Source organism: Nostoc sp. TCL240-02 (genome assembly GCF_013343235.1).
Classification (GTDB): Bacteria; Cyanobacteriota; Cyanobacteriia; order Cyanobacteriales; family Nostocaceae; genus Nostoc.
On the sequence record NZ_CP040094.1, the window covers coordinates 6836444 to 6859562 of the forward strand.

Here is a 23119-nt window from a genome sequence, read left to right on the forward strand (position 1 = left end):
TAATTGTTGATTATCATCTGGCTGCTTAGTTAAAGGCTACTTGCAGCTATTTTTGTAAGTGCATATCGATACAACGTAATTTCTATAGAGTTGCTGCTAAAAGCTGCTTAGAAAAAAATTAAGTTTTTGTAGTTAGGTTCATTAAAAGCCTGACTGAAAATGGATGCGATGCCTACGGCGGGCTGCACCTACGCAGGAATATCTGGATTTGACAAGTTACAGTCAGTAATGGCTAGCTTCATACTGCTAAAAGAATCAAAGGCGCGATAGCTCTGAAGATAATCTACACTCAAGTAAGACCGATCGTTTGCAGCTTCTGTTATGTCCTCAACTCTAGATTCTTTGCCACCTGCGCTTGCTAAAATTGTCCAGCGCTTTCAACGCGCTTCCGAACCGAAGCGGCGTTACGAACAGCTAATCTGGTATGCTCAGAAGCTCAATGAGTTCCCAGAAGCTGAAAAATTACCCGAAAATAAAGTTCCTGGTTGCGTGTCGCAAGTTTATATTACAGCAGCCTTGGATAACGGTAAAGTTGTGTTTCAGGGCGAGTCTGATTCCCAGTTAACCAAAGGATTAGTAGGGCTTTTAGTTGAAGGATTACAGGGACTAACGCCAACTGAAATTGTCCAACTTACCCCAGATTTTATTCAAGAAACAGGCTTAAACGTTAGTCTGACACCTTCCCGTGCTAATGGATTTTACAACATTTTTAAAACAATGCAAAAAAAAGCATTGGAATGTAAGTTAGATTTGCCTAACTAAACTTGGTTATTTTAGTCATTTGTCATTTGTCATTGGTCATTAGCAAAGGACAAATGACAAATAAGGTACAACTACCAAAATTTAGTCTCATGTCAACAAATTTATTATCTACCCCTGCTGCTGCTGGTTTTGGTGGAGTGGTTCAAGAATATCTCTGGAACTGGGAAAATCAGCAATTGCGCGTTGTTTATGAAACCCTTGGTAAAGGTTCACCGCTATTGCTATTACCATCTTTCAGCAGTGTTTCGACACGTTTAGAAGTAGGCGAACTTGCTAAGTTACTCGCTCCCAATTTTCAAGTTGTAGCCATAGATTGGCCTGGATTTGGTGAATCTTCTCGCCCTAGCTTGGATTACCGACCGGAAATATATCAGCACTTTCTGGAAGATTTTGTCAAAGCTATTTTTAATACTCCCATTACTGTGGTGGCGGCTGGTCATGCTGCTAGTTACGTTTTAAAATTAGCTGTGAAGCAGGCTGCTTTCTCAAAAATTGTATTGTTAGCTCCTACTTGGCGTGGCCCTTTGCCGACAATGGGGGCAAGTCACCAAGTAGCTGGCATTGTGAGAGGATTGGTGCGATCGCCTATACTTGGTCAAGCTCTCTACAAACTCAACACTACCCAATCTTTCTTAAGTTTCATGTACCGCCGTCATGTCTTTACTGACGCGGCTAAAATTACACCTAGTTTTATTGAGCAGAAATGGGAAACAACTCAACAACCAGGAGCGCGATTTGCATCTGCTGCCTTTGTAACTGGTAATCTTGATGCTGTACGCGAACAGTCAGATTTTCTTCAACTTGTGCAGTCTTTAACCGTACCGATCATGGTAGTAATTGGGGAATCTAGCCCCCCTAAGTCACGAGAAGAAATGAACGCTTTGGTAGCCTTACCAGAAATTAGAAGCGTTGTTATACCCGGTTCTCTGGGATTGCATGAAGAATACCCAACCGTTGTTTTAGAAGTAGTTCAAGATTTTTTGTTATCTTTATAAAATATCTTTTCTTTCTCTGCGCCTTTGCATAAGCTAAAAAAGGTACTTTCTCACCGATAAAACAGTAAATCCCTACCTCAAAACGCAAAATGATTTTTCACCTCTTGGTGTGAGATGAAAATTAATTTAGGACTTACGCAAAATCATGATAAAACGAACCGCAAAGGACGCAAAGGACACAAAGGAATAAGAGTTTCAGAGAGTTATTGCGTAATTTCTGTAATTTAATTATGAGTGTTTAGCAGTGGTCAGATCCCCGACTTCTTAAAGAAGTCGGGGATCTGACCACTGCCGCTTTTAATAAAAAGATTTATCATAGGCGATAATGATTATCCATAAGGTGAGATAAGGGGAATTTAGAGTATGGTGGCTGACCTAATTGACAATTCAGTTCCCGTTACTGTTCTTACAGGCTATTTGGGAGCAGGTAAAACGACTCTACTCAATCACATCCTCACCTACGAACACGGCAAAAAAGTTGCTGTGATTGTTAATGAATTTGGGGAAGTGGGTATTGATAATCAATTGATTATCGATGCAGATGAAGAAATATTTGAAATGAACAATGGCTGTATCTGTTGTACAGTGCGCGGCGATTTAATTCGCATCATTGGCAATTTGATGAAGCGGCGCGATAAATTTGACCATTTAGTAATTGAAACGACTGGATTAGCCGATCCTGCACCAGTGATTCAAACATTTTTTGTGGATGAAGATTTGCAAAGCCAATTGTCTTTAGATGCTGTGGTGACGGTAGTAGATGCCAAGCATATTTGGCAGCATTGGGATGCAGACGAAGCACAAGAACAGATTGCTTTTGCCGATGTAATTTTACTTAATAAAACAGACTTAGTAGCGCCAGAAGAGTTAGATGAATTAGAAAAACGGATTCGGGCGATGAATGCGATCGCAAAAATCTACCGTACCCAAAATTCTGAACTTGGAATGGATGCTTTATTAGGTGTACAAGCCTTTGATTTAGACCGTGCATTAGAGATAGATCCAGATTTTTTAGGCGAAGATGCCCACGTACACGATGAAACTGTGTTTTCTGTGGCTTTAGTAGAAGCAGGTGCTGTGGATGGAGAAAAGTTAAACACTTGGCTTTCCGAGTTACTGCGTACCCAAGGGCCAGATATTTTTCGGATGAAAGGAATTTTAAATATTGCTGGAGAAGAGAATCGATTTGTATTCCAAGGAGTACACATGATATTTGATGGCAAACCCGATCGCCCTTGGAAACCCAGCGAAACCCCCAAAAACGAACTAGTCTTCATCGGTCGCAACCTTGATGCAGCCAAACTCAAGGAAGATTTTCTCGCCTGTCTAGCATAAAAGGGGATTGGGGATTGGGTACTGGGGATTGAGAAGAATTCAGTCCTTAGTCCCCAGTCCCTAGTCCCTAGTCACCAGTACCCAATAAATATGAACTCCACAACCAAATCTAAGGAATTTGAACAACACTATTCAGGGACACTTTCAGATTATGTAACTGCGATCGCTTGGTCGCCACAAGGTAAAACTTTAGCAGCAACTTCCGCCGCCGGTGAAGTAGTTCTGTGGAATGATGGCGAACTCACAACTTTACAAGCTGGTAATGGTAAATCAGTAGACTGTCTAGCTTTTTCACCAGATGGAAAATTTTTAGCTGTTGGCGGACAGGATGGACAAGTAAAAATTTGGCAGAATACTCAATTAATCACCACCTTGGAAAATGCCCCCGCATGGGTTGACAAGCTAGCTTGGAATTACACCAGCAATCAACTGGCTTTTAGTTTGGGGCGTTACGTCCAAGTTTGGGATGCAGATACTCATGAAATTGTCGTGACGCTGAATTTCGACAACTCTTCAGTATTGGGTATAGATTGGCGAATTGACGGACAATACTTAGCCATTGGTGGTTACAAGGGAGTCAAGATTTGGCATAGTCACAACTGGGATGAAGAACCATACAGCCTAGATATGACTACTGTCAGTTTAGCTATGGCTTGGTCGCCCGATGGTAAATTCCTGGCATCTGGCAACATGGATCGTAGTGTTACCGTTTTGGAATGGAACAATCCCGACCCGTGGGTAATGCGTGGCTTCCCTGGTAAAATTCGCCAATTGGCATGGTCAGAAGCTATGACTAAAGTAGGTGCGCCAATATTGGCATCTTCCAGCGTTGAAGGTATTGTGGTATGGGAAAAGCTAGAGGATGATAATTTAGGTTGGGAAGCACGAGTATTAACAAATCATGTGGGTGTGGTTAATGCGATCGCCTTTGCACCTAAAAGCTTCCTTCTCGCTTCTACTGCTGCTGACGGCTGGTTGTGTTTGTGGAAGCAAGCCAAGGAAGTATCTCAAATTATCACAGGTGTCTCAGGAGGTTTTTCTAGCCTAGCTTGGCATCCTCAAGGTAAGTTCCTGGCCGCAGGTGGCGATCAAGGCGAATTAGTTATTTGGTCAAAGGTTTTACGGGGTCAAGGATTCGGGCGTAGTTAAAGTTGAACCTCGGTAATTTATTGGTTATGCTGTATAACCAAAGGTATTTTTGTGTAAATTTATGAACATAGTCAAACTGGTTTTACTGGCTTTTTCTACACTCCTGGTATCCATTTTGCTGGTAGTTAACCCAGCAAACGCATCCAGCCTAAAATCTCTAGATACTACACAGATTACTACCGTAGTATCTACACAACAAATTCCTGAACCGACAATACTGAACTTGATTCAAACATCCAATCCAATTAGCGATGGAGTTGGTTGCAATTGTACAAACTGTGTTCAGTCTAAATTTCAGTCGCTACAAGGTAAGCTGCCATCAGTTGGTTTTTAATAAAGTTAGAAGTTATGAATCTGATCAGGGCACAGCAATGCTGTGCTCTTATTAATTATTAATGAGCTTTTTATAGATAGCGATCGCCTACGGCATCATTATTTAATTAAGGTCATGCCTTAAAAAACAAGTAGGAAATTTTTTAGGTGAATCCCTAAATAGTGAGAAACCTGCTGGTAAGCTAGTGAAGTTGGTGCAATCGCTATCTGCACCCAAGCTGTTAAGCTCTTGTTCAAACAGCTAGTCTGGGGATTAGAAAACTTGCTAGAGTGAACAGAGTTAGCCTTAATGTCTAATCGCCAAAACCTATACATATCATGGATTTTGCTAATATTGCATCCCAGTTAAATGCTGGAACGATTTTACCAGAGGGGATTGTTATTCTCACCCTCTTGGGGGTTTTGATTGTTGATTTGATTTTGGGGCGTACATCCGCACGCTGGATTGGATATCTAGCGATCGCAGGTTTATTTGCTTCCATTGTCGCCCTATATTTTCAATGGGACTCTCCTAATCCCATCGGTTTTACCGGTGATTTTAATAGTGATGACCTGAGTATCGTCTTTCGTGGCATCATTGCCTTGTCTGCGGCTGTGACGATACTGATGTCAATTCGCTACGTCGAGCAGAGCGGTACTCCTTTAGCCGAATTCATCACTATTTTGCTGAGTGCTACTTTAGGAGGGATGCTTCTATCCGGGGCTAGTGAGTTGGTGATGATTTTCATCTCCCTAGAAACCCTGAGTATTTCCTCTTATTTGTTGACAGGTTATACCAAGCGCGATCCTCGCTCCAATGAAGCAGCGCTGAAATACTTGTTAATTGGAGCTTCCAGCACAGCAGTATTTTTGTACGGTGTATCACTGCTGTATGGACTATCTGGAGGACAAACTGAATTAAGTGCGATCGCTAATGGTATTGCCACAGCGAAAGTGGGACAATCCTTAGGTTTAGTGATTGCCTTGGTTTTTGCGATCGCAGGTATTGGTTTCAAAATCTCCGCCGCACCCTTCCACCAGTGGACACCAGACGTTTACGAAGGCGCTCCCACCCCAGTCATCGCCTTTTTATCTGTTGGTTCCAAAGCAGCCGGGTTTGCCCTAGCCATCCGCTTACTAACAACAGCCTTCCCTCTGGTTGCAGACGAGTGGAAATTTGTCTTCACTGCTCTAGCCGTTCTCAGCATGATTTTGGGCAATGTAGTCGCCCTAGCTCAAACCAGCATGAAACGAATGCTAGCTTATTCATCCATTGCCCAAGCTGGGTTTGTGATGATTGGCTTGATTGCTGGAACACAAGCCGGGTATGCCAGTATGATTTTTTACCTACTGGTTTACTTGTTCATGAACCTGTGCGGCTTTACCTGCATCATCCTGTTCTCGCTGCGGACAGGAACCGACCAGATTGCCGAATACTCCGGCTTATATCAAAAAGACCCACTCTTAACACTGGGTTTGAGTATTGCCCTGCTTTCCTTGGGTGGTATTCCACCATTGGCTGGGTTTTTCGGCAAGATTTACTTATTCTGGGCTGGTTGGCAAGCAGGACTTTATTGGTTAGTCTTGCTGGGCTTAGTTACCACCGTCGTCTCCATCTACTACTACATTCGCGTAGTTAAGATGATGGTAGTAAAAGAACCCCATGAAATGTCTGACGCAGTAAAGAATTATCCACAAGTGCGTTGGGATTTGCCTGGACTAAGACCTTTGCAAGTCGGGTTGGTAATCACATTAATTGCCACTTCTCTAGCAGGGATTTTGTCAAATCCTCTGTTTACATTGGCGAACAATTCCATCTCCAATACCCCATTTTTGCAAGCAACAATCAACAGTAATGTAGAAGCACAAAATCTACTGCTGCCAAAGTTAGATTCGGTTAGTCAGTCTCAACCCTCAGTTGATTCTACCGCTAAGATTTAACCGAGTTTCAACCCAACTTTGTAATCACAAACACGCCTGTTTGCTAATTAGCAGACAGGCGTTTGTCATACAAGTTACTGGTGGGGCAAAACTGCCCTCTGTCTCTTTCAATAAACTGAGTTAACAGGTATCTTGATAACAAATTCTGCGCCTTCTCCTGGAATAGAAAAACAGCTAAGTTGTCCGCCATGTTTTTCAACTATAATCTGATAGCTTACAGATAGCCCTAATCCCGTGCCTTTACCTACTGATTTAGTAGTGAAAAACGGATCGAATACCTTTGAGCGAACTTGCTCATTTATTCCTAAACCATTATCAGCAATACTAACCGTTATCCATTTGTCATCGATTACCTCAGTTTGAATTTGAATTTGGGGATTATTATTGTTCAGCCTTTGATTGTCAGTTGTTTGTGAATTTACCGCCAGCGCCTCCAGTGCATCGATGGCATTGGCAAGAATATTCATAAACACTTGGTTAAGTTGACCAGGATAGCAAGTTACATTGGGTAATTGACTATATTTTTTAATGACTTTGATTTCTGGGTACTCATGCCTAGCTTGCAGTCGATGCTCCAAAATCATTAAAGCACTATCAATTCCTTCGTGAATATCAACCTTTTTAAGTTCTGCTTCATCCAGTCTCGAAAAATTACGTAATGATTTAACAATTTCCTGAATTCGCTCTGTTCCAACTGTCATTGACTGGAAAAGTTTAGTTATATCTTGAATCAGAAAATCTAATTCTATTTCTTCTATTTCCTGTTGAATTTCCGGAGGAACATTTGGACAAACTTGTTGATAAATTTGCACCAATTTCAGTAAATCGTGAGTGTATTTATGGGCATGGTGAAGGTTCCCATGAATAAAACTGACGGGGTTATTTATTTCATGGGCAATACCCGCAACCATTTGGCCTAAACTAGACATTTTTTCAGCTTGGATAAGCTGAGTTTGGGTTAATTGTAGTTCGTTTAGTGTTTCTTGTAAAGCAATTGTACGTTCCTCAACACGAATTTCTAACTCTTGATTTGCTTCCCAAAGCGCTTCCTCCGCTTGTTTACGTCTTTGAACTTCTTTTGCTAACTCATCTATTTTCTCATTTAGAAGAACAAAATTACTGCTAGCCAAAGTTCTATTTTCTAAACGTAAGAGAATTAAAGCTGAAGATTCAGGAGACCAAGGTTGAATAACGGCTCCTTGGCTACGACATATTAGCGTTTGTCCATCATTCTTTCGTAAGGTTAAGGAGCCAATCACCATTGCTCTACTACATGAACAAGCTTGCAGGTACTTTACAACATCGTCAGTAGACTGAGTAACAAGTTCAAAGAGCATTTTTCGCCGCAGTTCCTGACGGCGTAAGCCCAGCATATCTGCTACTGGTTGATTGGTAGCTAACAACTGGCCCTCTCCATTTACCAGGAGTAAAGGTTCTGGTAAAACTCTGGCAAATTCAAGAAATTGTTCAGGAGTCATAGGGATTCCAATTTCAGGGTTCGATTCTAATTTACATATCTGCACTCAAGCTTGTATCCTACGGTTGATTTAGTGATGAAAGGTTTACACAGATTCTAGTCCCCTAAAATATTCTCGACCTTCTGCGTCTTCTGCCTCTTCTGTGAGTTTTAGATAAACAATAACTCTACATCCAGAAGCACCTTGTGCTATGGTTTCTTGCAATTCTACTTTCGCATATCCCAGGTTATTAGCTGCGATCGTCCCAAAGACATTTGAAGTCATCATACACATGGCAGGGCGATTAAGCACTTTTTCCGCAAATGGGCAGACACGGTTGCCAAAGACAATTTTTTCATCATCCTCCTCAATTACATAAAAATCGCCCTGGATTCGTCTTTTTAAATCAATCAAGACATCAGCGACTTGCTTACGGGAAAGTTTGGAAACTTCCAGAGCAGATTTATAATCTTGGTCAAGCTGTTTAGCCATCCTTTCACCAACCACACTAATAAATCCAGAAGCTTCTTCTAAGCCAACTACATCCTGTAAAGTGCCAGACAATTCTCTGATTAATGTACGTAAAAATATATCGCGTTCTAAAGAAAGATTAAGGGTAGCGATTGAACGATCGAGTGCATTCGTCATAAATTGGAGGACACAATATTGGAACTACAGTTATAGAGTTCCCCAAAAAAACCATAAAGTAACTGTTTGATATCTTTCTTTAGAGAATTTGGTACTTACTTATGTTGCTAATTAATTGTAATGATGATTACAAATTTTGAATCTTGTCGTTGCAACCTCTGCCGATCTTACAAGGTATCTACTAGCTTACATCCCATTCTCATACTACAAATAAATCACCTTGCTTGCAATCACGATCAAAGTTTTCTATTTTCCATAAATTAATTTTATTTTTCTGAAAACGTAATAAATTATTAATCAGGAAGCATTAAAAAAAATTCTACTTAAATTAGTTTAAAAAACTGATATATTTACTATTTTAAGAAATGGGAATACTGATGATAAACTCAGAACCTTTTCCTAACACAGATTTTACTTCTAGAGTTCCCCTATGTTTTTGAACAATTATTTGATAGGCAATTGATAATCCTAATCCTGTTCCTTTTCCCACAGGTTTAGTTGTGAATAAATGACCAAACATTTTTTGCTGAACATCAACCGATATTCCTACGCCATTATCTTGAATTCTAATCAAAGCGTAATTTATATCTTGAGTTTTGATAGTAGCAGTATGAATTGTAATTTGATTAGGATTTTTCTTGATTTCATCAAATTTCAATCCATAATTAGATTCGTCTAAAGCATCAACTGCATTTGCCAATAGATTCATAAATACCTGATTTAATTGTCCTGGAAAGCATAGTAAAGGAGGAAGATCATTATAGTTTTTAACTACTTGAATAGCAGGACGAATCTTATTCCCTTTCAAACGATGCTTGAGAATAAGAAGAGTATTTTCAATACCTTCATGAATGTTAAATAGAACTTTTTGTTCTGTATCTGCTCTAGAGAAAGTTCGCAAGCTATTGCTAATATTAGATATGCGATCGGTACCTTCTTTCATTGATGAAATAAGCTTAGGTAAATCCTCACGGACATAGTCTATATCCATCACTTTGATTGTTTCTTGAATTTCTTGGGATGCTTGAGGATAAGTTTCCTGATAGAGGTCAATCAGATGTAACAAATTATGAATATACTCTTGAGCCGGAGTCAGATTACCTGCTATAAAGCCAACTGGATTGTTAATTTCATGAGCTACATCCGCAACAAGACTTCCCAAACTAGACATTTTATTCTGCATTATCTGAAGATTAAGAAGCATCACTTCTAGTTCATGACTTCTTTCTTCTAAGTTGCTTTGATATTCCTTTAATTCATCAATTACTTTCCTGAGCAAATATTCTTTCTTTTCATTTGTCTCTTCTAGTTTAACCCGATCTGCTTCAGAACGCTCTAATTGCTTTTGGAGAATTCTATTTGCTTTTTTTAGTTCTTTAATTTCTTTTTGGCAATCCACAATTTCCATCAGCTTTTACCGAGTTCCCAAAATTAAAGTTACAAATGTTTCATTGTGGAATTGTGTCTGGCTGATTCGATCTATAGGAGCAATTTCTCCATAAGAATAAAATCCACAACCAGGTAAATGATGCGCCAGACAGAGTTTCGTATTCTGGTATTCTTCTTTTGCTCTCGTACCAAGTATTTGCCGACGAGCTACACATGAAAAAAATAAAACAGCACTGGGCTCTACACCTGGATAATTATCTAAAGCATTCATGAATGATGCTTTGGAAGCTGCCAAAATATCTTCATAACCTGCTTCTGCAATTTGAATCACAGCTCGCTCGGGAATATCTGCAAAAAAGGTGATGCTACCAGATTCCTGATTGTAAGCAATAGGCGCTCTGATATAAAAATTGTCTCCATCCCGATCCCATACTGCTAGAGGATATTCCATTGAAGGAGGAAGTAAACCTAGATAATGATGGTAAAAATCTAAAGCTGGCTTACTATCTATTTCATAGAGTATGTTCTTATCTACCTTAGTCACTTGGCTTATTTGACCGATGGGATGCCAACCACTTGCAACACCATGAGAAAACAATATTTTGCCCGAAAAAATCAGAATGGGTACAGAATCACTTAATACTTCTGTTTGAAAAAATTGATATGTATTTTGATACCTAGACTGATCGCCTGCTAAACCACCAAATATTGGCACAGATTCGCCAAGAGCTAACTTTAAGCCATTCAATATAGATACACCACTAGTTGTCAGACTTTCTGGATGAGTTAAACATAGCTTTGGAGTTGCAGTACTTTTTGCTTTGGCTTGCTCTACAGCTTGCTTAGTTACAGCAAGTGGATCGCCTGAAACTTTGCGTCCAACTCCTGCATAAATTTCAACTTCATCTGAACAAAACAACATTAAGGTAATTGAGTCTTGCTGAAACTCTAAGACGGAAGAAATTTCTCCATCTGTTGTTCCACCAATCAACTCAATCCCTGGAAAAGTCTGGTGAATTTGATGCAAAATGAGAAAATATTCAAAGTCAATTGCACAAAAAAGAACCCCAGCTTTTGGTATATCTCCTACAAGGGAACTAATACATTGCTGAATAACTTCGTCAACTGCTGATAGAGAATCTGGATCGTTACTGTGACCAACTACTGTTTTAAACATAAATTTATCTATATTGAGTGAGAATGATTTTTCTACAAGATTATAGTTCCCAAATGTCAGAGATATTTTACTGATTTATTAATTTCCAATGAAAATACTAGATAGCCTATTGCTAATCTCAACCAAGCTATGGGCAAAAAGAATCTCTAAGATTTTTATAACGCTACTTAATATGATTATGAAATGGGAAGTTTAATGAGAAACTCTGAACCTTCTCCTAGTGCTGAATTTACCTCAAGGGTTCCTCCATGTTTTTCTACAACAATTTGCCGAGCAATTGATAATCCTAATCCTGTGCCTTGGCCCACAGGTTTGGTAGTGAATAAGTGGTCAAAGATTTTTTGCTGGACATCAGGCGGCATTCCTACCCCATTATCTTTAATCTGAATTAAAATATGATTATTGTCTTCAGTAAGAGCGGTCTGAATCAAAATTTGATTAGGATTTGCTTCAATTTCAATATAAGTCCGTCCTATATTAGATTCTTCTAAAGCATCAATAGCATTAGCTAATAAATTCATAAATACCTGATTCAGTTGTCCGATGAAGCATTCTAAATCGGGCAAATTCTCGTAATCTCTAATTATTTCAATATTGGGTCTATCCTCAGATGCTTTTAAACGGTGTTTGAGAATCATGATTGTGCTGTCAATGCCATCATGAATGTTGCAAGAAACTTTGCGATCGCTATCTGCGCGAGAAAAGGTTCTTAAACTAATACTAATATTACGAATGCGCTGAACACCCTCTTTCATTGAAGAAATTAAGTTAGGTAGATCGGAAAGCATATACTTCAAATCTATCGCTGCAATTTCCTCTTGAATTTCTGGAACTGGATTAGGATAGTGTTGCTGGTAGAGGCTAATAATATTAACCATATCTTGGAAATATACTGAAGCGTGTCCGAGATTGCCATGAATGAAACCAACTGGATTATTAATTTCATGAGCAACTCCTGCTACTAATTGACCAAGGGCAGACATTTTTTCTGTTTGCACAAGCTGAAGTTGAGACTCTTGTAAGTCTTTTAATGCCTTAGACAACGCTGCTGTCCTTTCTACAACTCGTTTCTCTAAAGTTTTTGTAAGATTTCGTAATTGCAGATGGGTTTTAATTCTAGCAAGTAGTTCTTCTTCATGAAATGGTTTAGTAATGTAATCGACTGCCCCTATATTTAGACCCTTTACTTTACTATCAGTATCAGAGTTAGCTGTCATGAAAATTACTGGAATATCATAAGTAACTGAATTTTCTTTCAGCTTTTTACAAGTTTCAAATCCATCTATTCCCGGCATCATTACATCTAATAAAATTAAATCAGGTAGATTCTCTTCAGCCTGTTTAATTGCTCTAGTTCCATCATTCTCTGTAATAACTTTAAAGCCGAAATTAGTCAATATTTCAAAGACAATACCTAAATTTGTAGTAGTATCATCTACCACTAAAATTAAACTATCTTCTGGGAGATTGAGCATTTGCAGATATGGCTTGTAATTCATATATTTAAATTAATTTAACTCCTTCTTGATTGTTTATTATTAGCTGCGATCGCAGCTAAGTCACCCTTATTTTGCAGACTGACTGGCAAATGTATCCTCTGACAACCATATAGTTCCCAAAAACTCTGATAACAGCAACATTTTCACGCTAAATTGCTCTATGCAACTACAGGAGCGATCGCTACAGCATGGCCATCAACTACAAATCTTCACTTCTCCAGAGTTGAAGATCCTTTTAAAAGAGGGAGATTCCTCTAAAATTAGTCATCATTACCCTTGTCTTTTTAGAAATGTAGTGCTAAAGTTACATTGTTGATACCCATCAGTTAACTTTTTCAGTTAGTCAACCATATTGCTCATCAAGACACACAGAAGTGGCTACTTTTATTTTTAATAAAAGTATGTAGATGACTGTTGAAATATTTATATGTGTTTACACACTATTATGTAGTGGCGTAAATAAAACTTTTGTGTTTTAAAATATAAATTTTTTAAAAGTTTTTCAAAGACTCTTTAAAGAATAATATTGAGCTACTATCTGTGTGGTAGGGCGACCCATTCTTTCGGTACTTTAAACTAATACATTGTTATGAATCAATTACTTTGTCCTGGTTTATACTGTCCATTTCCCTCACAGACCAATAAGTATGTTGATGTTCTAGAAGAGTACTCTCTTGAATGGGTTCTTCGCTTCAATCTTCTGGCTAATGAATCATCTTATAAGCGTTTTTACAAATCAAAATTTTTCTTCCTAGCAGCAAACGCCTATCCTAACTGTCAGCTTGAAGAACTGAAAATTGCAAATGATTGGTTGAGCTGGGCGTTTATTTGGGATGACCAGTGTGATTTATCAAATTTAGGAAGACAACCTGATATTCTTAAAGATTTTCATAAGAGATTTTTGGAAATATTGAACGGTGCAGAACTCATAAGTAAGGATATACCACTTGCTTATGCCTTAAGTGATTTACGACAACGCATACTTAAAACAGGCAGTCAAGAATGGTTTCATTACTTTGTTGATCGCTATGAAGGCTATTTTGATGGCTGTGTTCAAGAAGCAGTTAACCGCGCACAGGGAATTACACCCGATGTTGACAGTTATATGCTGATACGTAGGTCAACTTTAGGTGGGTACGTTTTTCTTGCATTAATGGAATTTTGCAATTATTTAACAATTCCTGATTCTCTCCGAAATCATGAGGTGATGAAAGAGTTAAAATTGATGGCAATTAACATCCTTGCTTGGTGTAATGATATTTTCTCCGTACATAGAGAGATGTCAACTGGCGATGTTCATAATTTAGTCTTGATAATTCACCAGCAACAAAAACTTTCTTTAGAAGAAGCAATTATTGCGACTAGCGAAATGCACGATCAAGAAGTACATCGTTTGGAAGAGTTTGAATTATCTCTTCCATCTTTTGGAGAGGACTTAGATGTTGAACTTGCCAAATATATATCAGGACTACATAGCTGGATATCTGCCAATCTCAATTGGTATTATCACTCTGGTCGCTATGAAACTATAGAAAGCTTAGAGTTAAATCAATAAATTCTCGCTCTGTATTTATAAGAAAATAGGATACCTAAGAGGTATCCTATTTTTGCTCAAAACTTATCATAGATAAACCCTATATTACAATAAGGTTCAGATAAAACTAAAACCCTTAATTTGTGGGCAGTGTAGAGACATTGCAATGCAATATCTCTACAAACCTGTGGTTCTCGAAAAAATCCTTAACTGAACCGTATTGCTCCATATTATTCTGTTAAGAGTTTATCCTCGCTAATACAATTTTTCGATTTTGGTTTGGACTTAAAATTCACATGCAACTACCGAATCCTCTCAAAACCCCTTCTTGGCTACAAAAGCTTCAGTGGATTACTGACCCCGTTGGCTACGTGGAAAACGCAGCTCAACAATATCCCGACATTTTTACTAGTAGGATAATTGGCTTTGGGGATACTGTAGTAATTGTGAATGATCTTCAGGCAATCCAAGAAATTTTAACGAATGATAGAAAGAAATTTCTAGCTGTTGGTGAATTCAATAGAATTACTGAACCTTGGTTAGGAAAAAATTCAGTTCTTATACTTGATGGCAGTCGTCATAAACAACAACGACAATTGATCGTGCCCTCTTTTCATGGAGAGCGAATGCAAAGCTATGGTCAGCAAATCCGTAATCTGACTGAAAATGTTTTTAGTCAGTTACCACTAAATCAGCCATTTTTGGCTCGTAACATAACACAAGAAATATCTCTTCAAGTTATGTTACACGTTGTATTAGGTTTGGATGAGGGAGAAAGATTTCAAAAACTTAAGCATTTACTACCATTGCTGTTAGATTTATCTCATTCACCTATTACTTCTAGTTTTTTCTTTCTTCCATTCTTGCAACAGGATTTAGGAGCTTGGAGTCCTTGGGGAAAATTTCTGCGTAATCGGGAGAAAATAGATCAATTGCTCTATGCCGAAATTTCTGAACGTCGACAAAAACCTAATTCAGAACGTGTTGATATCCTCTCTATGCTGATGTTAGCTCAAGATGAAACTGGTCAATTAATGACAGATCATGAATTGCGCGATCAGTTAATAACTCTAATAGTTGGTGGTTATGAAACTACGGCATCTGTAATGGCTTGGGGATTGTACTGGATTCACAAAAAGCCTCTAGTTCATGAAAAACTGCTCCAAGAACTGGACACTCTAGGTGATTCCCCAGACCCTATGAGCATTTATCGACTGCCATATCTTACGGCTGTCTGTAATGAAATCTTACGAATTAGCCCTGTTTTACTGTTCTCTTTCCCAAGGGTAGTACAAGAACCGGTTAAACTCTTGGGACATTCTTTAGAGCCTGGAACAGTATTGCTTCCTAGTATTTATCTGACTCATCAACGTGAAGATTTATATCCCCAACCTAAGCAGTTTAAACCAGAACGTTTTCTAGAACGCCAATTTTCTCCCTATGAATTTCTGCCGTTTGGTGGTGGTGTCCGTCGTTGTCTTGGTGAGGCTTTGGCCTTATTTGAGATCAAACTAGTATTGGAAACGATCCTATCACGTTATCAGCTAGTGCTAGTTAATCAGCAACCTGAGCGACTTGTGCGTCGAGGTTTTACTCTCGCACCTGCTAGTGGAGTCAAGATGGTAATTACAGGGCGACGTGTACCTCAAGAGTCTTTAGTGAATATGGCAAATACACCCCTATCCTAGTAGCTTGTTAAACTTGTTTGGATGAGTCTTAAGAAATCACTCAGTTTTTGTCACAAACGGGATTTTTAGAATTGTATGTTAGCTAGAGCAGAGCAAAACTCGACAAAGTTCCAAATGTTAGGTTTTGCTTTACTTAACCAAACTTTGTATTTTAAAAGAAGTGTTATGTTGTTTAATTTTAATAATGATACAAATACATTGGTAGGAGCACAACTGTGCGCCCCTACAAGAAATCTATATGTATCAGGGTTTGTGTAAAATGGTATTACTAGTCTAGATATTTGACTGGGAGCATCCCAGTTTTTTGCAAAGAAGACGAAAATCAGTCAGGATAGGTAAGACGAGTGTATTTACTTACCGATGACCCCAGAACAAAAGCAAGCTCTTCAAAAACATATTCAGGCGATTGCTAAAATATTGTATGAAGATACGTCAAAAGAAAAGCTCACAAATCTTGCAGCAATTGAAGAAGCAGTGCGGAGTCAAATGCAGAAGCATGTTATGCCAGAAGTAGGGGTTTTTTTATCGAAACGATTACAGGGACAACCGCAGGATACCAACGACGGCTCAAAAGCATTCTTGGAGAGTTAGCAATAACGAGCAAACAAGCCATTGAATTAGAAGTCGCACCAAGTACTCAACTGAGTCCATATCTAGAAACTTGTTGTTTGAGGGTAAGTGCGAATGTCAGCTATGAAGATGCGGCATCAGACATCAAGTATTTTACGGGCATAGAGGTTTCTCACAGCAGTCAACAGAGATTAGTGCATCGCCAGAATTTTGAGTTGCCAACACCAGAACAGACAATTGAAGAATTAAGCGTCGATGGTGGAAACATCCGTGTCCGAACTCCTAAAGGTCAAATATGTGCATGGCTTGGCTATAAAGCAATTAGCTTACATCATCTCGGAATCTTGGGAACTTCATTTCAGAATAATCAGATTGTGATTGATTGGGTTAATGACCAACCACTGGCTAGCCCACTCACTTGTATTGGTGATGGACATGACGGCATTTGGAATATAATTGACCAATTAGCACCTGATGCACAACGTCGAGAAATACTTGATTGGTTCCATTTAATAGAAAACCTCCACAAAGTTGGGGGTTCACAAAAACGCTTGAAACAAGCACAAAATCTACTATGGAAAGGCCAAGTTGAGGCTACTATTGCCTTATTTACAGATTGTAAAGGCAAACAAGTACAAAACTTTTGCCGTTATCTTGATAAGCATCGCAATCGCATTATCAACTACGAATATTATCAAGCTGAAGAAATTTGTTCAATTGGTTCAGGTTCAGTTGAATCTGCCGTTAAACAGGTTGACCGTCGAACAAAAATTTCCGGGGCACAATGGAAACGAGAAAATGTGCCTCAAGTCCTAGCCCATCGCTGTGCTTACCTCAATGGATTATTGTCAGTTTGAGCCACTTTAAAAAGTGAGATGCTCCCTATTTGACTGTTGTATAGGGATCTCAATCACGAACTGAGTTCCCTCTCCTGGTGTAGAATCACAGGTTAAAGTACCCTTGTGTTTGTCCACAATAATCTGATAGCTAATCGACAACCCTAAACCCGTACCACTTCCTACTGGCTTGGTAGTAAAAAATGGGTCAAATATTTTCTGCTGTACCGCTTTTGTCATACCAGAACCGTTGTCGGTAATCCGAATTATCGCCGTATTAGAATCTGTTAGTTCAGTAAAGATGTGAATTTGTCTTACTATATCAGAAGCCACTGATGCGTCTATGTTCTTTGTTATTTGTTCTTTACCATTTATCAATGATTGATGACCAATAATAAATGACTCTTCTAAAGCATCAACTGCATTACTAAGAATATTCATAAATACCTGATTGAGTTGACCAGGATAACAAATAACTTCTGGTAGTTTTCCGTATTCTTTGAGGACTTCAATTTCAGAAAAATTGCTATTTTCTTTAAGTCGGTGTTGCAAAATCATTAAGCTGTTGTCTATTCCCTCATGAACATCTACAGGCTTCATCTCAGATTCATCTAGACGAGAAAAGTTACGTAAGCCCAAAACAATATTTCGGATACGCGAACTCCCGACTTTCATTGAATCTAGAATTTTTGGCAAGTCTTCTGCTAGAAAATCTATATCAATCTCCTCATGTTTCTCCTCAACTAAAGGCGAAGGATGGGGATATTCTTGCTGATAAATAACTAGCAGATCAAGCAAGTCTTGAACATACTCACCCGCATGATTAATATTGCCATGAATAAAGTTAATAGGGTTATTTATTTCATGAGCGATGCCCGCAACCATTTGTCCTAAAGAAGACATTTTTTCACTTTGAATCAATTGAATCTGGGTACGCTGTAATTCCTGTAGAGTCTCTTGTAAACAGTTATTTTTGTCGTTAAGTTCCTGCGTTCTTTCGTGGACTTTTTCTTCTAAAGTATGGTTGTATTCTTCCAAGCTTTCTTTAGCTTTAGCCAAATTTTTATAGAGAATAGCATTCTCTAGGGATATTGCTGCTTGAGTGGTGAGGAGTTTAAGTACTTCTACACGATCGTGGGTAAAGGCTCCTGTTGTCAGATGATTTTCTAGATAAAGAATCCCAATCAATTTACCTTGATTTAGAAGAGGTATAGACAACAAACTCTTAGGCTCTTCGCTAATAATGTAGTTGTCACTTGCTAGAAAAGAAACAGCCCTTGCATCGTCAATAACCAAGATTTCTCTAGAGCGTTTAACGTAGTTAATCAAACTAATGGGAATATCGTAGCTTGACTCAAGCAAAGTTGATGGAAACTCAGTGTAGGTTTGCTCAAAGTTGGAACTTGAACAAACCGCCGTAATAGTTAATGCTAAGTTATCACCTTCGCTCAAAATTAAAGCGCATTTAGAAGCTCCTGCATTCTCCATAACAACTTCCATCAAGGTAGAAAGTAGTCGCTCAAGCTCGATTTCCCCAGAGAGTGCTTGAGATGCTTTAATGAATGCGGTTAAATCCAGAGAGTCAGAAATACTTGTCTTCGAGCCAATAACAGTTTGATGATTACTCAGAGTAGATAGAGATGATATAGATGTGTTATTGAAAGAAGTGTTTTCCTCGCTAGACTTGATACTTACTTTTTCTTGCTGGAATATAGGAGCAAGTAATTGAGGATAGCGTTTTGCCAAATCATCAACTTTCGCTAACGCTCCCCAGCGAACGTAGCTATAATAAGCATCTGTTAGATAGGTTTGGGCTATCTTATGTTTACCCCATTCTAAATAGAATTTGGCGGTAAGTTCTTGAGCGAGGGCTTCTTCATTAATATACTCATGTTCTTTGGCAAGGAAAATAGCGCGATCGTAGAATTCCATTGCTTCAAGATATTGACCACCAATCCGATAGCATTCAGCCTCTACAAGATAATATTTGTGTAAATAATTCATTGGAGCATGATGCGCCCAATGCTTCATTTTTTCTTGATTAGCTTGAACCTGATCGAGAATACATTTTTGCTCAGAGCTGGATACTTCAGAATACACAGCCAGACCTGCTAAGGAATCATAAAAATGGAAAACTGGAACAACTAAATGTCCTATTGCAGTATCTAAATAATTTTTTGCTAGTTTGGCATTTTCAACTGCCTGATGGAATCTATGAAATCTATAACAAAGATGAAGTTTATTGACGTACAGATATAGAAGTCCAAGTCTATCTTTCGTTTCCAAATGAATCGACAGCATTTCCTCTTCATTATAAAGTTCACCAATTAAACTAGATGAATTTTTTGCACGCCCTATTAAGTTCAATATACTCTGCCTATAAATAGTGATCCATTGCAATACTGTTTCTTGCTTGATTTGTCTAATGGCATTATTATAATTTGCCATTTCTTGTTCTAGACCTGACAGTTCTCTACCGATAAAAAATGAACAGTAAGAATAAGATGCTAGAGCATAAGCTGCATACTCTAAATCTCCTACTTCTTTGCTGATAAAATAAGCTTCTAATAAAGGTTTTAATATTTCCTTGGCGTGTTCCTTACAAGGTTGAATAAGTGGAAGAAAAGCTCCAAGAACTTTTGCACTAATTTCTTTCGTTTGTAATCTAGATAAAAGATTTACAGCTAGTTTACCAAATTGATAACCGGACTGAATATCTCCCACTAGCCCGCACAGTATTACTCCATAATTAACATAGGAAAAGGCAGACAATGGTGCATTGCCATATTGTAGAGATAATTTTATCTGTTCAACAAGAATAAGTGGGAATAGTTCAGGAACAGCTTGATAGGTCAAAGCATGAGTACTTGATAGAATACTCATAACTGCCAGTATTTTAGCTTCTGTCATTTCTGGTAGATCAATTAAATCTTCAATATGCCTCCCAGCTAGATTTAATGCTATTTCTGCCATTACTAGCTGAACATCAGATTGGCTTGGATGTTCAGGAAACTCTACTCCTAAAAGCTTCAAAAAGGCTATTGCAGTATTAATTCCTTTGAGTGCTTGGTTCTGCGCTCCATAGGCTTTAATTTTGACTTCATAAACTTTTACTTTCTCCAGCAGTGTTTTCGCTTGTGCCAATACTACTTCTACTAATTGCTCCATTTGCCTAAAGTCGCCAGCTAGATACGCTGCCTCTGCTGCTGTCTCATACAAAGCTAGGATGAGCTTATATTTGGTCTCCCAGCTATCATCGTCCATCAGTTGGATGCCTGTAGTTAAATACTTCACAGCAGATGGATAAGCTGTTGATGCTAAAGCTTTTCTTCCAGCAATTAGATTCATCTGGGCTAGTTCATCTCGTTTAGTTTGAGGAGAGATGAATTCTACTGCGATATTAAACTGATTGACAAGTTCAAAAATCTTTTCTTCCTGTTCTGCAACAGGAATATTGTTCAATAAAAGTAGCCCAATTTTTAAGTGAATTGGCTTTTTTTGTTCTTCAGGAATCAAAGAATAAGCGGCTTGCTGTACTCGATCATGTACGAATTTATATTTAGGTAGCTGTAAATTAGAACTGGAAAATTCTATAGATTCTATTCCATGAACAATGAATTCTGGATTAGTATTTTCTTTCGCAAAGATGTTGTAATTTTCAGTCTGCGGTAAAATTAGTCCCTCAAGTAAGGCTTGCCACAAATCTGATGCTGTATCTACTACAGATTTTTCGTTGACGATTGCTAGACTCTTTAGGTCAAATTGATTACCAATACAGGCTGCTAGTTTCAGAACCTTTTGGGTATATATTGGCAATTTCTCTATTTGTAGGGCAATAAATTCTACTACATCATCTGTGAGAGCTAACTCTTTAACTTTGGAAATATCATACTGCCAATGGCCAACATCAAAGTTTAATATAATTAGCCCATCATTGTGTAAAGACTTGAGGAATTGCACGGAAAAAAATGGGTTACCTTTGGTTTTGGCAAACACCATCTGAGTGAGAGGAATCGCAACTACTTCAGGACAATTCAGAGTATCAGCAATGAGATGATTTAAATCACCTTGATTTAAAGGTGCTAAAGTGATTGTATTAATAGCTGCTCCGGATTTTTCAATTTCCTGTAGTGTCAAATAAAGCGGATCTACTTTGAAAACTTCATTGTCTCGATAAGAACCAATTAACAATAAACCTCCCTGATTGTTATGAGTGTGTTCTGTATTCTTTGCCAAAAAAGATGGCGTATTTTCACACATTAATAACTGAATTATTTTTAAAGAGGCTGTATCTGCCCATTGCAAGTCATCAAGAAACATAACTAGAGGATGTTCTTTAGTTGTGAAGATTTGAATGAATTTTTGAAACAATAAATTGAACCGATTTTGAGCAGCACTGCCAGAGAGTTCTGTAACCGGAGCTTGCTTACCAACAATTTGTTCAAGTTCAGGGATTACATCGATAATTACCTGAGTCTGTGTACCCAATTCCCGCAGAATTTTGGTTTTCCATTGTTGAATTTGGGCATCAGTTTCTGAAAGTAGTTGCCCGATTAAATCTCTAAAAGCTTGCACCAATCCTGATAAGGGAATGTCACGTTGAAACTGGTTAAATTTTCCTTTGATGAAGTAACTACGCTGTCGCACAATCGGTTTGTGGACTTCATTGACCACAGCAGTTTTGCCAATGCCAGAGAAACCCGCGACTAATATCATTTCTGTTACCCCTTCTGTTACACGCTTAAAAGCAGCAAGTAAGGTTTCAACTTCACCTTGGCGACCATAGAGTTTTTCAGGGATTACGAAACGGTCTGAGATGTCCCTCATACCTACTTCAAAGGGTGCAATATTTCCTGTTTCTTGCCACTGCTTTTGGCACACCTCCAAGTCATGCTTTAACCCCAAAGCACTCTGATAGCGGTCTTCGGCATTTTTCGCCATTAGTTTACCGATCATTTCAGACAAAATTGTCGGAATTTTAGAATTAATTCGGCTGGCTTTTAGCGGTTGTTTAGCGATATGAGAGTACACTAACTCCATCGGATCTTTAGTAGTGAAGGGTAACTGTCCAGTGAGGAGTTGAAAGAAGGTAATACCAAGGGAATAAAAATCAGTCCGGTAGTCAATACCCCGGTTCATCCTTCCAGTTTGTTCTGGAGAAATGTAAGCCAGAGTCCCTTCTAAGATGTTGGGATTCGTGAGAAATTGAATTTCTCTTGGTAGGAGGGTGGCAATGCTAAAGTCGATGATTTTTACTTCATCTGTGGTAGGGTTTATTAGGATGTTGGCAGGCTTGATATCTTTGTGAATAATGCGATCGCGATGCAGTCCTTCAAGGGTAGAAGCAATTTTAATCGCAATGTTGAAAAACTCATTGAGAGAAAGATAGTTTTCCTTCTTTTCCTTGTTCTCTATTCGCCAGTCTTGCAGGGAAATGCCGCCAAAATCTTCCATCACTAAGATGTAGCTGTTACGGTAGCTTTCTAGGCTATAGGTTTTGAGTATGCCAGAAATATCGAGGTTTTTGGTGATGATATACTGATTGCGGAACTGGGCGATTTCCGCGAACGTAGGATACTCATTCCGCATTAATTTGAGAACAACTGGTTTTTGGTCTTGTTCTCTAATGCCCCGATAAACTAGAGTTTTACTACCTGAGTATATTTGCTCGGTGATGTGATAGCCAGGAAACGCATATAATGTATCTAATACTACTAACATTGCAGCCTATGCTCATAATTATTGTTTCTATGTCTTAGTATTCCCGTGCGAAGGCTATCATTATCATGAAATAATAATTTCATTCATTTAATTTGTATTAATAAAA

General features: G+C 38.5%; 15 protein-coding genes. 9 read left to right on the forward strand and 6 right to left on the reverse strand.

Features of this window, described 5'->3' with window-relative positions; all coding sequences use genetic code 11:
- Nucleotides 1–321 precede the first annotated feature (321 nt).
- From FBB35_RS29230 to FBB35_RS29255, 6 genes are all read left to right on the forward strand, one after another.
- Nucleotides 322–762: a SufE family protein gene (locus tag FBB35_RS29230; protein WP_174712547.1), complete on the forward strand. Its 441-nt coding sequence runs from the start codon at nucleotides 322–324 to the stop codon at nucleotides 760–762.
- Between the two features lie 89 nt (nucleotides 763–851).
- Nucleotides 852–1757, forward strand: coding sequence for an alpha/beta fold hydrolase (locus tag FBB35_RS29235; protein ID WP_174713817.1), 906 nt, complete (start codon nucleotides 852–854; stop codon nucleotides 1755–1757).
- Nucleotides 1758–2120: 363 nt separating this feature from the next.
- Nucleotides 2121–3092 carry a GTP-binding protein gene (locus FBB35_RS29240; RefSeq protein WP_174712548.1) on the forward strand — a complete coding sequence of 324 codons (972 nt, stop codon included), beginning with the start codon at nucleotides 2121–2123 and terminating at the stop codon, nucleotides 3090–3092.
- Between the two features lie 90 nt (nucleotides 3093–3182).
- Nucleotides 3183–4241 carry a WD40 repeat domain-containing protein gene (locus FBB35_RS29245; protein ID WP_174712549.1) on the forward strand — a complete coding sequence of 353 codons (1059 nt, stop codon included), beginning with the start codon at nucleotides 3183–3185 and terminating at the stop codon, nucleotides 4239–4241.
- 61 nt (nucleotides 4242–4302) lie between these two features.
- Nucleotides 4303–4575, forward strand: coding sequence for a hypothetical protein (locus FBB35_RS29250; protein WP_174712550.1), 273 nt, complete (start codon nucleotides 4303–4305; stop codon nucleotides 4573–4575).
- A gap of 317 nt (nucleotides 4576–4892) precedes the next feature.
- Nucleotides 4893–6494 (forward strand): NAD(P)H-quinone oxidoreductase subunit N, encoded by a 1602-nt coding sequence (locus tag FBB35_RS29255; protein ID WP_174712551.1) that lies wholly within the window; start codon nucleotides 4893–4895, stop codon nucleotides 6492–6494.
- 107 nt (nucleotides 6495–6601) lie between these two features.
- On the opposite strand, the gene FBB35_RS29260 is transcribed toward FBB35_RS29255, so the two are convergent.
- The 5 genes from FBB35_RS29260 to FBB35_RS29280 all read right to left on the reverse strand — a co-directional run bounded on the left by FBB35_RS29260 (nucleotide 6602) and on the right by FBB35_RS29280 (nucleotide 12664).
- Nucleotides 6602–7972, reverse strand: coding sequence for an ATP-binding protein (locus FBB35_RS29260; protein WP_174712552.1), 1371 nt, complete (start codon nucleotides 7970–7972; stop codon nucleotides 6602–6604).
- A gap of 84 nt (nucleotides 7973–8056) precedes the next feature.
- Nucleotides 8057–8599, reverse strand: a complete 543-nt coding sequence (locus FBB35_RS29265; protein ID WP_174712553.1) for a methanogen output domain 1-containing protein — start codon at nucleotides 8597–8599, stop codon at nucleotides 8057–8059.
- 358 nt (nucleotides 8600–8957) lie between these two features.
- Nucleotides 8958–10007 carry a sensor histidine kinase gene (locus tag FBB35_RS29270; protein WP_174712554.1) on the reverse strand — a complete coding sequence of 350 codons (1050 nt, stop codon included), beginning with the start codon at nucleotides 10005–10007 and terminating at the stop codon, nucleotides 8958–8960.
- A gap of 6 nt (nucleotides 10008–10013) precedes the next feature.
- On the reverse strand, nucleotides 10014–11165 hold the full coding sequence (locus FBB35_RS29275; protein WP_174712555.1) for an FIST signal transduction protein: 1152 nt from the start codon (nucleotides 11163–11165) through the stop codon (nucleotides 10014–10016).
- 176 nt (nucleotides 11166–11341) lie between these two features.
- Nucleotides 11342–12664 carry a response regulator gene (locus FBB35_RS29280; RefSeq protein WP_254625722.1) on the reverse strand — a complete coding sequence of 441 codons (1323 nt, stop codon included), beginning with the start codon at nucleotides 12662–12664 and terminating at the stop codon, nucleotides 11342–11344.
- Between the two features lie 589 nt (nucleotides 12665–13253).
- On the opposite strand from FBB35_RS29280, the gene FBB35_RS29285 reads away from it, so the two are divergent.
- From FBB35_RS29285 to FBB35_RS29295, 3 genes are all read left to right on the forward strand, one after another.
- Nucleotides 13254–14219 carry a terpene synthase family protein gene (locus FBB35_RS29285; RefSeq protein ID WP_174712556.1) on the forward strand — a complete coding sequence of 322 codons (966 nt, stop codon included), beginning with the start codon at nucleotides 13254–13256 and terminating at the stop codon, nucleotides 14217–14219.
- A gap of 275 nt (nucleotides 14220–14494) precedes the next feature.
- Nucleotides 14495–15886: a cytochrome P450 gene (locus FBB35_RS29290; protein WP_174712557.1), complete on the forward strand. Its 1392-nt coding sequence runs from the start codon at nucleotides 14495–14497 to the stop codon at nucleotides 15884–15886.
- A 360-nt stretch (nucleotides 15887–16246) separates the two neighbouring features.
- A protein-coding gene (locus tag FBB35_RS29295) for an ISKra4 family transposase (protein WP_174708235.1) occupies nucleotides 16247–17313 on the forward strand; the annotation gives its coding sequence in 2 pieces (ribosomal slippage) (nucleotides 16247–16403 and nucleotides 16403–17313; 1068 coding nt in all).
- A 6-nt stretch (nucleotides 17314–17319) separates the two neighbouring features.
- On the opposite strand, the gene FBB35_RS29300 is transcribed toward FBB35_RS29295, so the two are convergent.
- On the reverse strand, nucleotides 17320–23013 hold the full coding sequence (locus FBB35_RS29300) for an ATP-binding sensor histidine kinase (protein WP_174712558.1): 5694 nt from the start codon (nucleotides 23011–23013) through the stop codon (nucleotides 17320–17322).
- Between the last annotated feature and the right edge of the window lie 106 nt (nucleotides 23014–23119).

Bases quoted from the DNA above. Each gene is read 5' to 3' on its own strand.
- FBB35_RS29235 (WP_174713817.1), top strand. From the start codon at position 852: ATGTCAACAAATTTATTATCTACCCCTGCTGCTGCTGGTTTTGGTGGA.
- FBB35_RS29300 (WP_174712558.1), bottom strand. From the start codon at position 23,013: ATGTTAGTAGTATTAGATACATTATATGCGTTTCCTGGCTATCACATC.
- FBB35_RS29230 (WP_174712547.1), top strand. From the start codon at position 322: ATGTCCTCAACTCTAGATTCTTTGCCACCTGCGCTTGCTAAAATTGTC.
- FBB35_RS29275 (WP_174712555.1), bottom strand. From the start codon at position 11,165: ATGTTTAAAACAGTAGTTGGTCACAGTAACGATCCAGATTCTCTATCA.
- FBB35_RS29245 (WP_174712549.1), top strand. From the start codon at position 3,183: ATGAACTCCACAACCAAATCTAAGGAATTTGAACAACACTATTCAGGG.
- FBB35_RS29285 (WP_174712556.1), top strand. From the start codon at position 13,254: ATGAATCAATTACTTTGTCCTGGTTTATACTGTCCATTTCCCTCACAG.
- FBB35_RS29240 (WP_174712548.1), top strand. From the start codon at position 2,121: ATGGTGGCTGACCTAATTGACAATTCAGTTCCCGTTACTGTTCTTACA.
- FBB35_RS29255 (WP_174712551.1), top strand. From the start codon at position 4,893: ATGGATTTTGCTAATATTGCATCCCAGTTAAATGCTGGAACGATTTTA.
- FBB35_RS29260 (WP_174712552.1), bottom strand. From the start codon at position 7,972: ATGACTCCTGAACAATTTCTTGAATTTGCCAGAGTTTTACCAGAACCT.
- FBB35_RS29265 (WP_174712553.1), bottom strand. From the start codon at position 8,599: ATGACGAATGCACTCGATCGTTCAATCGCTACCCTTAATCTTTCTTTA.
- FBB35_RS29270 (WP_174712554.1), bottom strand. From the start codon at position 10,007: ATGGAAATTGTGGATTGCCAAAAAGAAATTAAAGAACTAAAAAAAGCA.
- FBB35_RS29280 (WP_254625722.1), bottom strand. From the start codon at position 12,664: ATGAATTACAAGCCATATCTGCAAATGCTCAATCTCCCAGAAGATAGT.
- FBB35_RS29290 (WP_174712557.1), top strand. From the start codon at position 14,495: ATGCAACTACCGAATCCTCTCAAAACCCCTTCTTGGCTACAAAAGCTT.
- FBB35_RS29250 (WP_174712550.1), top strand. From the start codon at position 4,303: ATGAACATAGTCAAACTGGTTTTACTGGCTTTTTCTACACTCCTGGTA.